This is a genomic window from Bradyrhizobium sp. CCBAU 45389 (assembly GCF_028128625.1).
Taxonomy (GTDB): Bacteria; Pseudomonadota; Alphaproteobacteria; order Rhizobiales; family Xanthobacteraceae; genus Bradyrhizobium; species Bradyrhizobium liaoningense_B.
This window is the reverse complement of sequence record NZ_LBIY01000054.1, coordinates 1-6,611: the sequence shown is the minus strand read 5'-3', so window position 1 is coordinate 6,611 and position 6,611 is coordinate 1. Positions and strand designations below refer to the sequence as shown.

Below are 6,611 nucleotides of genomic sequence, written 5' to 3'. Positions count from 1 at the left end.
CGTGAGGTTGTCGATGCTCTCATGATAGCGGAGGTGATTATAGTGCTCGACGAAGGACCGTACCTGACGTTCGAGATCACAGGATAGGTAGTAATTGTCGAGCAGATTGCGGTTCTTGAGCGTCTGATGCCAGCGCTCGATCTTTCCCTGAGTCTGAGGATGGTACGGAGCGCCGCGCACGTGCTGCATGCCCTTCTGGTCGAGCCACTTGGCCAGATCGTCCGCGACGTAACTCGAACCGTTGTCGCTGAGAAGCTTTGGCCGGTGCGCGACGGCGATGTGGTCAAGGCCGGAGGCGGCGAGTGCCTGGTCGAGGGTGGCTGTGACATCGGAAGCGCACATGGTGGGACCAAGCCTCCAGGCCACGATGTAGCGCGAGAAGTCGTCAAGCACGGTCGAGAGATAGTACCACCCCCATCCGGTGATCTTGAGGTAGGTGAAGTCGGTCTGCCAGAGCTGGTTGACGGCCATCGTCTTGTCCTTGAACTCGTTCGCGGCCTTGATCACCACATAGGCCAGGCCGGTGATGAGGTCATGCGCCCTCAGCACCCGATAGACCGACGCCTCGGATACAAAGTACTTTCGTTCGTCGGTGAACCGCACGGCCAGCTCGCGTGGCGACAGCTCAGGTAACTCCAGCGCCAGGTCAATGATCTGGCCCCGCACATCGTCCGGGATGCGGTTCCAGACCCGGTCTGGTCGAGACCGATGATCGGCCAGCGCCTCAACGCCTCCCTCGCGGTAGCGATCATACCAGCGATAGAATGTGGCGCGCGGGATCCCGAGCTTGTCCAGTGTGCGCTTGGGCCGGAAGGTGCGATTGCTCGACCAAATGGATGATCTCGGCCTTCTCGGAGGCGGGATACCTCATGCCTCGTCCTCCCCATCTCCGTTCATACTTTTTTTGAGCAGACGGTTCTCCAGGGTCAGATCGGCGACGGCCTCCTTCAAGGCGGCGGCCTCCCGGCGGAGGTCCTTCACCTCGCCGGATGTCGCAGCTCGCGCCGTGTCGCCGGCCAGGCGGCGCTTGCCGGCCTCGAGAAACTCCTTGGACCAGCCGTAATACATCGAGGCGGCAACGCCTTCTCGGCGGCAAAGCTCGGAGATGTTCTCCTCGCCGCGCAATCCCTCCAGCACTATGCGGATCTTCTCTTCCGCGGAATACTGCCGGCGGGTCTGGCGCCGAATGTCCTTGAACCAGAAATCCTCCCTCCGCAAAATCCCCTGTTTGTCTCACAGGCCCTGACGGCGAACAATGCAGCACCTTGTCGCAACTTCGCGCCCAATGCCGCATGCGACATGTCGGAAACCAAACAAGTGCAAACTTACCACCGGACAGCAAGCGCGCTCATTCTGACCAGCTGTTACGGCGGATCTCATCTGCGCAAGTTTGAGGTGATTGGCCCATTATTTGCTGTTTGCGTTCCCAGGCCGCACGGCGCCCTGCCGTGTCAGTGGCGCTTTGCTCCAGATTCGCCATTGCCGTGCGACGAGAGGTACATACCATGAAGAAGTGTACTTTGAGGATCAAAGCGCTGGTTACGGCCGCTCTAGCGCTGACCTTAATTGGAAGCACGGGGCTCGCGGGTGAATACAACACGGACAAAATCGGCGAGCTTCTACTGCACTCGCGCCGCGACCTCACCTTGGTGTGCGCCCATCGAGGCCTGCATGGCTCGGTCCTGGGTATCAACAGCCGGATTCGTGAAATTCGAGATATCCCCGAAAACTCTCGTGCCGCGATCAAAGCCGCAGCAGACAAGAAAATCGAATGCGTTGAAATTGATCTGCGCTCGACCCCTGGGGGGAAGGTGATCTTGCTCCACGACGCCAAGCTGGGCCGCACCACGAACGTCGGCGACGTCAGCGGCAGCGGCATGCAGAACTACGACCCATACAATGACACGGGCTTCAATCCGTTGTTGTCGGAATATTACTTTCCGACGGAAGAATTGAAACTACGGACAGCCAGCACCAACGTGAATTCGGTCTCCAAAGAAAACCTGCCAAGCCTGGGCGACATCCTAGACTTTATCCACGACAACAAGATCGCCATCATCCTGTTTCTGGACATTCGGGATGTCCATACTGCCCGTTCGGCATGGGAGATCGTGAAGAGACACAAGAACGCTTGGGGCACCCCCGCGACCAAGTGGGTGTACTTCAAGATGAATGTCTCCAAGATCCGCGCCGCCACGCCGGCAGACTTTGAGGAGCTTGGTATCTTTGACCCCAAAACAGAGGCTGGGTCTTTCCGCTTCATTCCCGGGTTCCTTTCGAACTTTATCGATATGAGCAGAGGGACAGACCAAGCTCTCCGGAACTGGCGCGCTTATTACGAGAGGCCTTACGTGTGGGGGACCGAATTGATCGTGAAGCAATACGACGATCGGCTCAGCTTTCCCCTGAACAACATCTTAAACTCCTATTCAGCGTTACGGACAACCGGTTCTCCCAAGGTGATGGGCAATTACCTACCGTTTCCAGAAACAACAAACTATCAGTATTTCTCCCACCGTGGCGAGTGCTGCGTGACGCCGGCGAATTGGTACTGGAAGTCCAAATTCGGTTACGGGGAGGATACCGCTGATCTTCGGGAAGACTTGATCTGGATGATTAACGTTGCGGCTGCGAGCTACGGCTACGTGCTCAGCGACGACCCGCTGACCGCCATCGAGACTCTCAAGAAAGCTAACCGCCGTAACACGCGCGTGATCTGGAACGACTGAGTTTCAATCGTCGTCGTCTCCTCTAGCCTCTCTAGCCTCTCTAGCCTCTCTCTTCGAAAGCGACAAATTCGCGGACGAATGGACCCATTAGCAAACTCATCGCGGGGCGCCAGCCGTCTGAGGCGCCTCACCGCAACTACATGAATTGCTTAAACTCGTTACACCGTCGCAAATTTCCCGGCCTGTTTGACGCGATCCGCTTTTTGCGACCAGCGGCGATTAGTTCTGCCCCCGAGACGCGGCATGCAATCGAGGACATGATCGATTTCCTGGTGGATTTGCGAGCCCTGGCAACTGGCAGCTTCTATTTAAGCAGTCGCGCCATTGAGTCAGTTGCTAATCGAAGCCTGTTCGGTGAGCTTGCCCGCAACCTCTTGCTGGCCGCGACAATGCTCTTGTTCGCCTCCTGCAGTATGGCTACACTCAGCGGACCAACCACGGCTCCAGCCGATGTCGACGTACTCGACAAGGTCCGATCCCTTGACCTCCTGCCGCGCGGCGAACAGCGGGGGCCGGTCGTCCAGGAATGGGCGAACACCGAACGCGTGACAGGCCGCACCGACCTGGGCTCAGAGATCTCCGACGTCGCGGAGATCCGGCCACAGCCGACCTCGAATGGGCCCGGCTACGATCTGAACTTCGAGAACACGCCCGTTGCCATTGCTGCAATTGTGGTGCTCCGGGACATTCTTGGTTTTAGCTTCACAATAGATCCCGAGGTGGAGGGCACCGTCACCCTCACCTCTGCACGACCGGTGCCAAGATCCGACATCATTTTCGTGCTAGAGAGTGCACTACGACTTTCGGGAGTCGTCCTGGTGCGAGAGGGAGGCGGATACAAGTTGACGCCCCTCCACAAGGCCATCGGAACCGGCCATGTCGACGTCCAGGCCGGTCACCCCGAAGCCGGTTACGGGATTTCGGTGGTACCACTGCAACATGTTGGAGCTCAGACCACCCTCAAGCTGCTAGACAGCTTTGCAACGCGCGCCGGTAATGTCCGCGCAGACCCCTCACGAAACCTGCTTCTAATACAAGGAACCGGAGCCGAGCGACGCACCGCTGTCGAAACTGCCCTGAGCTTTGATGTCGACTGGATGCGTGGCCAATCCGTCGGCATCTTCCCGATCAACAATTCCGCGCCCGAGCCTCTGATCGCCGAACTCGAGAAGATTATGGATTCCGGAGAGGATGGGCTCAGTCAAAATCTGGTAAAGCTTCAGGTTGTCAATCGGTTGAACGCGATCATGGTTGTGACGCGCAAGCCCCCCCTGCTGCGGGCCGCAGCGGCCTGGATCCGGCGTCTCGACGTAGCCGGCTCGGCTAGAAACAACGTTCACGTCTATCGCGTCCGCTACGGTGACGCCCGCCAATTGGGCAAGGTGCTAACCGAAATGTTCATCGGCAATGCCTCGGCCTCACGCGACAGCCCCGAAAGTCAGCTCGCTTCTGGACCAGGTGGTCAGGCCTCCCTTGCCGAACGATTGTTGTTGAACACGACTTCATCCGGTTCGTCGGCTAGTCCAGCCAACCACCTGCAAGGCAGTACGGGCGCGGGCACTTCCACCTTGTCCAACGCCAATTCTGCGAACGGAGCCGCAGCCCCCGGCGCAATCGACACGAGGACTGGCGGCGGACAGCCGATCACGGCTAACGTGCGGATTACAGCCGATGTCGTGAACAATTCGCTTCTGGTTTACGCGGATCACGAGAATTATCGCATCATCATCTCCACCTTACAACAGCTCGATCAGCCCGTGCTGCAAGTCGGCATCGAGGCGACGATCGCCGAGGTGACGCTATCCGACGCGCTAAGTTATGGCGTCCAGACGTATCTAACGAGCAAACAACTCGGCCTGAGGCCCAATCAAGGCTCTATCCTCAACACACAATCGAGCTCGGCGCCCCCAGCAACAACGACAACCGATGCGACTACCGGTGCCATGACTACCGTGACAAAGGCCCTGATCAACCGCGCATTGCCGGGCTTCAACTTCCTGATTGGATCTGAGACACAGCCTGCCGTCATCCTCGACGCGCTGCACGAGGTGACCAGCGTAAGAGTGCTGTCCAACCCGTCACTCGTCGTCATTAATAACCAGACCGCAACCCTTCAGGTCGGCGATGTCATTCCCGTCTCCACGGGCAGCGCGACCGTACTGTCCTCAAACAACGCCGTGGTCAACACAATCGAGTACCGCACCACCGGCATTATTCTTCGCGTCGTGCCGCGGGTCACCGCAAATGGAAACGTCAGCCTGGAAGTCGAACAGGAGATCAGCAACGTATCGCCGCAGACCTCAACCAGCCTCACGCCGACCGTGTCCCAGCGGAAACTGAAGAGTTTGATCTCGCTGGCAAACGGTCAAACAGTGCTCCTGGCAGGATTGATTAGCGAACAACAGAACCGCAATCGGAACGGCATCCCGCTGCTTGACGAGATTCCAGGTCTTGACGATGCGCTTTCACATCGAGGCAACAAAGGAAAACGCACGGAGTTGATCATATTCATTCGCCCCCAGATCATTCGGGACGGCAGCGACGCGCATCAGCTGGCCGAGGAGCTACGCTCAAAGCTTCGGGGCACGGTCGACGAGAGCATCCGATGACCTACATGTCCGTACATCTGCTGATCAGCGTCATGTTGCACAAAGTTTTCCGCAGCTCATCCACCTTCGTGACGTCGCAACAGTTGGCTCTGCTTGTCGTTCTCGCGCCCGCAAGCGCGGGTGCCATTGCGATAGCAGCGGCACACCCTACCTGTGCTACGCGGCAACGCGCTGGCGAAGCTTGGCCTCATGCAGGAAAAAGACCTCGACGAAACAAGGGCGTACGAAGCTACAGCCGATCTCTGTATTCAGGCCGCAGCTGCGGGAAATCAAGTTAGCTCAGGCCATGTCAGGTGCGTGCACGTATCAACCGTGTCACGATCCCGGGTCTCTGAAGGACTCGCGACACAGATACACTCAGAGCTGGCTCCGGAATTTTGGACAGGGCGGTAAGTGGAGTTTCTGCCTGATGGCGGGCAAGATTGACCCGCGAATCAGGAGAGACGATGAGCAGACGAACCGGTCGGCACCACGCACCGGCATTCAAGGCGAAGGTGGCTTTAGCCGCGATTAAGGGCGAGATGACGCTGGCCCAGCTGGCTTAGCATTTCGACGTGCACCCGAACCAGATCACGCAGTGGAAGGCCCAGCTTCAGGAAGCGGCGGCCGATGTGTTCGGTCCTGGCGGAGGCAACCGGATGAGCGAGCCCACGGTGGACGTGAAAGCGCTGCACGCCAAGATCGGGGAGCTGACCCTGAGAACGATTTTTTAGAAGGCGCGCTCAGCAAAGCGGGCCTGCTGAGCGCAAAGCGATGATCGATCGTGAGCACAATCTGCCGATCACCAGGCAGGCGGAAGTTTTGAAGATCAGCCGTGGCAGAGTCTATTATCTACCACGTCCCGTGCCGCCCGCCGACCTCGCAATCATGCAACGGCTCGACCGGCTGCATCTGGAGTTTCCTTTCGCCGGTTCGCGAATGTTGCGAGACCTGCTGGCTGCCGAGGGCAGCAAGATCGGCCGCCGGCATGTCAAAACGCTGATGCGGCGGATGGGGATAGAGGCGCTCTACCTCCGGCCGCGCACCACCAAGCCCGAGCCTGGACATAAGATCTATCCATATCTGCTGCGCGGCATGGAGATCACGCGCCCGAACCAGGCTCGGCAAGATCGCTAGCGTCGGCACGGCGGCCACACTGCTCGGTGCGGGTGTCCTTGAGACAATCCTGCTCTTGCAGAGCATTACCTGCAAGCCGTCGTGGCTCGTGCTGAAGCGGCTTCACGCGTTCAACTCAACGGCCAGCTCGGCACGAGCATGCACGGGCCTGGCGACA

4 protein-coding genes and 1 pseudogene are annotated in these 6,611 nt (G+C 58.6%); 3 read left to right on the top strand and 2 right to left on the bottom strand.

Going from position 1 to position 6,611, the window contains the following annotated elements:
• The coding region (locus tag XH79_RS07195) for an IS3 family transposase (RefSeq protein ID WP_271581208.1) at positions 1-834 on the bottom strand (834 nt) is incomplete at its 3' end.
• A 33-nt stretch (positions 835-867) separates the two neighbouring features.
• Positions 868-1,218, bottom strand: coding sequence for a transposase (locus tag XH79_RS07190; protein ID WP_271581207.1), 351 nt, complete (start codon positions 1,216-1,218; stop codon positions 868-870).
• Positions 1,219-1,505: 287 nt separating this feature from the next.
• Here XH79_RS07190 and XH79_RS07185 point away from each other — a divergent pair, with 287 nt between their 5' ends.
• The 3 genes and pseudogenes from XH79_RS07185 to XH79_RS07175 all read left to right on the top strand — a co-directional run.
• A complete protein-coding gene (locus XH79_RS07185) occupies positions 1,506-2,729 on the top strand; it encodes a glycerophosphodiester phosphodiesterase family protein (protein WP_271581206.1) in 1,224 nt (407 codons plus the stop codon).
• Between the two features lie 257 nt (positions 2,730-2,986).
• Positions 2,987-5,338, top strand: coding sequence for a type II secretion system secretin GspD (gene gspD / locus XH79_RS07180; protein ID WP_333938837.1), 2,352 nt, complete (start codon positions 2,987-2,989; stop codon positions 5,336-5,338).
• 446 nt (positions 5,339-5,784) lie between these two features.
• A pseudogene (locus tag XH79_RS07175) lies at positions 5,785-6,436 on the top strand (IS3 family transposase); the annotation flags it as partial.
• Positions 6,437-6,611: the final 175 nt, after the last annotated feature.

Bases quoted from the DNA above. Each gene is read 5' to 3' on its own strand.
- gspD (WP_333938837.1), top strand. From the start codon at position 2,987: ATGATCGATTTCCTGGTGGATTTGCGAGCCCTGGCAACTGGCAGCTTC.
- XH79_RS07185 (WP_271581206.1), top strand. From the start codon at position 1,506: ATGAAGAAGTGTACTTTGAGGATCAAAGCGCTGGTTACGGCCGCTCTA.